Here is a 3,765-nt window from a genome sequence, read left to right as displayed (position 1 = left end):
CCGTGCGCGTGAAGCAGGGCAAGGACATCATCAGAAAAATAGCGATGAAAAGCCTGGCGCAAGAATTTCCCCGTTGGGCCAAAATGGTCAAGAAACTCGCGCACGGAAGCCACATTGGTAATATTACATCGCCCTTTACCGCTAATAAAAATTTTTCGCCCCACCGCATTCATCTTTTCCAACACAAGAACTTCAGCGCCGCGTTGGGCGGCCTGACCTGCCGCCATTAACCCTGCTGCACCGCCACCAATAATAATAATTTTTCGTTTTGCCATCAGGCTCATACTGAAACACTTTCGTCAACCAATTTTGGGATACTATCGTTATAATTGTAACTTACGCAGCAATTTTTGGGCTTTTTTGTATGGGTCAATAGTAGCTTGAACAGCGAAACCATCGTGGTCATTCCGAGCGCAGCGAGCGTAGCGAGGAATCTCTCTGAAGCAGCTTGATTCATCACTTGCATAGGCACTTTTCAACATTCCGGTTAAGGGATTCTTCACTCCGCTGCGCTCCGTTCAGAATGACGCGTGTTCAAGCTTTTGTTGACGATTACAACTTTTGGGCTTATTTCTGCAAAAGCGCTAAGCCCTTCACACTCAACACGAACTGAAAGGAATTTGCATGAAATCGATCGTAATTACAGGCAGCACGCGCGGTATCGGGTACGGGATGGCAGAAGCGTTTCTGGCGCGCGGCTGCGGGGTGGTAATCAGTGGCCGGACGGAGGCCAGCACTCAGGAGGCAATATCACGCCTGGGAAACAGCTACCCGCCCGAAAGGATTCTTGCGCAACCCTGCCCGGTGGAGGATCCCGCCGCGGTGCAAACCCTCTGGGATGCCGCCTCCCAGCATTTCGGTCATGTCGATATCTGGATCAACAATGCCGGTATCAGCGGGCCTCAAAGCGAAGTCTGGACGTATTCTTCCGACGAGGCAGTGGGCATCGTCAACACAAATATATTGGGGACAATTTTCGGGGCACAAACCGCTGTGCGCGGCATGTTAACGCAAGGGTATGGCGCCATTTACAATCTGGCGGGCTTTGGCTCAAACGGCAGCACCCGGGTGGGCATGGCCTTATACGGAACCAGCAAAGCGGGCATTTCCTATTTCACCAAAGCGCTTGCCAAAGAGCTGCGCGATTCGCCCCTCATCATTGGCGCATTGCAGCCCGGCATGGTAATTACGGAAATGGTCATGCAGCACTATGTGGATAAACCCGACGAGCTGGCGCGTGTGCGCGGAATTTTTAATATCATTGCGGATCGCGTGGAAAATGTAACCCCCTGGCTGGTTGAGCGAATGCTGGCGAATCGGAAATCTGGCTCGGTGTTGGCCTATGCCCCAATGTGGAAACTACTCCCGCGCTTTTTGCTGGCCCCTGTGAGTCGGCGCGATGTATTTGCAAGTTGACAGGCCCCAAACAACAGGTGACAGTCACACGAAAAGCGTAACTGTCACCTGTTTGGAAAATCAGGCGGTTTCTAAATAGCGCTTGACTTCCCAATCCATAACGGTGGTGCGATATTCTTCAACTTCGCTCCATTTTGCACGCCGGAAGGCCTCATACATCTGTAGGCCCAGGGCATTCTTCAGTGTGTCATTGGTATCCAACTCGCGCAACGCGTCGGCCAGCGAATTGGGCAATTCGGTAATATTACGCGCGGCGCGCTCTTCGGGGGTCATATACCAGATATTGACGTTATTCAGCGGCTCAGGACAAGCCATCTCGTTCTCCATCCCATCCAATCCGGCAGCCAGCATGGCCGCAAAGGCCAGATACGGATTCGCAGATGGATCGGGGAAACGCAATTCGGCGCGCACGGAATTATCGCGTCCTTCCATGTGACGCGGAATGCGAATCAACGCCGAGCGATTGATTTGCGCCCAACCCACATACACGGGCGCTTCATAGCCCGGGACAAGGCGCTTATACGAGTTGATTGTCGGCGCAACAATAGCCGCCAAAGAACGGGCATGTTTTAGCTGACCGGCAATAAAGCCATAAGCCATTTTGGAAAGTTTGTATTCATCGGCGTTGTCAAAGAAAAGATTCTGGCCGTCTTTGGTGAATAAAGACTGGTGGCAGTGCATTCCCGAACCATTGACGCCAAAAATGGGCTTGGGCATAAATGAAGCCACCAACCCATGCTGCGCTGCAATGGCTTTGACCGTATATTTCAGAGTCAGCACATAATCGGCAGCCTGCAAAGCATCGGTGAAACGGAAATCAATTTCATGCTGTCCACGGGCCACTTCATGGTGGCCTGCTTCTACATCGAGGCCCATCGTTTCGAGGGCCTCCATCAATTCAGTGCGCACAACCACAGCCTCATCGCTGGCCGAGAAATCAAAATATCCACCCACATCATGCGGCACAGGATGAATATTCTCAGTGCCATTGCGTTTAAAGAGAAAGAATTCCGGTTCAGGGCCAATATTGAAGACCCAGCCGCGGTCATCAATTTCTTTGAGCATTCGCTTGAGGATACCGCGCGGATCACCGGGGAAAGGTGTGCCATCGGGGCGATAAATATCGCAAAAAATGCGCGCCCTCTTCAATTCAGCGGGCGACCAGGGCAAGATGGCATAGGTATCTGGATCTAATACCAGGCGCATATCGCTTTCCTGAACGCGGGCAAAGCCCTCCACCGATGAACCATCAAACCAAACCCCATCTTCAAGCGCATCCTTCAGGCGCGCCGGTGGAATATCCACACTTTTTACCGAACCGGTCACATCGGTAAACTGTAATGAGACAAACTTAATATGATCTTCTTTGACGCGTTTCAAAATTTCCGTCTTGGACATTATCGAACTCCTTTGAATTAAAAAAATACTGGGCATGCATGGGCACACCCAGTTTACTAATTAAATATACGCCGGATTACTGCCCTTCCACAAAAGACACCGTGCGCTAAACGTTCAACGACAGTGACCACCGAAAATACTTTGGCTCAACCATCACTGATTGGTTTTCAGAATTTTCTCTATTCGGGAAGGAAGAAAGAAGCCCGTGGTCAGGCTTCAGAGGCATCCGCTGATCAATTCGATTTTCTCCCGGGAACTCCGGGATTAGCGCTCCCTTCGCAGGGAGGAACCTCCACCTCGTCAACTCTTTATGAGTCTCAGCCGCTATTTCTCCGTGTATTCAATTGTTGGCACCAATCTTAGCAAAGGGAAGTCAATCTGTCAATCACAAATTTCAGAATCAAAATAGGGGTATGCAGGGTTGTAAAATCACTCAACATACCCCCACTCTCAATATATTCCAAAAACTACGTTAATTGAATGATGCAGTCAACCGGGCAAACATCGACACATTGGTTGGTGTCAAAGTAACCTTCGCATTCAACGCATTTCTCCGGATCGATTTCGTAGAGTACATCGCCTTCAAAAATCGCATCGGTCGGACATTCAGGCTCACAAGCGCCACAAGAAATGCATTCATCAGTGATTGTCATTGCCATAGGATAAACCTCCAAAGGTATATTTTTTAGTTTTCCCAGCTTAATAGATCAGCCCCTCTTCGTCAACGGGACAATTGTCATCTACGTGAGTTGACAATTATCGTCTATCTGCCGGGGCAAGAAGATCACAGGGAATCGCGATGGTTGTTTATCCATATTTGGGCTGCGATGCGGGCGATCAGCCACTGGATGATTTTTGAACTGAGGTATAATCGGGCGCATATTTCAAATTCGGGAGTGGTTGAGTCCCGGTGGGCTCCCCGGTCTTCAAAATCGGTGGCGGGTCGCGTTG

At 50.2% G+C, this 3,765-nt stretch carries 4 protein-coding genes; 1 reads left to right on the top strand and 3 read right to left on the bottom strand.

From position 1 onward, the window contains the following. A partial coding sequence (locus tag HN413_06870; protein MBT3390117.1) for an FAD-binding protein occupies positions 1-275 on the bottom strand: 275 nt, incomplete at its 3' end. A gap of 349 nt (positions 276-624) precedes the next feature. On the opposite strand from HN413_06870, the gene HN413_06865 reads away from it, so the two are divergent. Continuing rightward, a complete protein-coding gene (locus HN413_06865) occupies positions 625-1,416 on the top strand; it encodes an SDR family oxidoreductase (protein ID MBT3390116.1) in 792 nt (263 codons plus the stop codon). A gap of 60 nt (positions 1,417-1,476) precedes the next feature. On the opposite strand, the gene glnA is transcribed toward HN413_06865, so the two are convergent. After that, on the bottom strand, positions 1,477-2,814 hold the full coding sequence (gene glnA, locus HN413_06860) for a type I glutamate--ammonia ligase (protein ID MBT3390115.1): 1,338 nt from the start codon (positions 2,812-2,814) through the stop codon (positions 1,477-1,479). A gap of 467 nt (positions 2,815-3,281) precedes the next feature. Further along, on the bottom strand, positions 3,282-3,473 hold the full coding sequence (locus tag HN413_06855; protein MBT3390114.1) for a YfhL family 4Fe-4S dicluster ferredoxin: 192 nt from the start codon (positions 3,471-3,473) through the stop codon (positions 3,282-3,284). Positions 3,474-3,765: the final 292 nt, after the last annotated feature.

This window comes from Chloroflexota bacterium, assembly GCA_018648225.1.
Classification (GTDB): domain Bacteria; phylum Chloroflexota; class Anaerolineae; order Anaerolineales; family UBA11858; genus NIOZ-UU35.
Note: the sequence above shows the minus strand (reverse complement) of the source record. Positions and strands in the feature narration are given on the sequence as shown.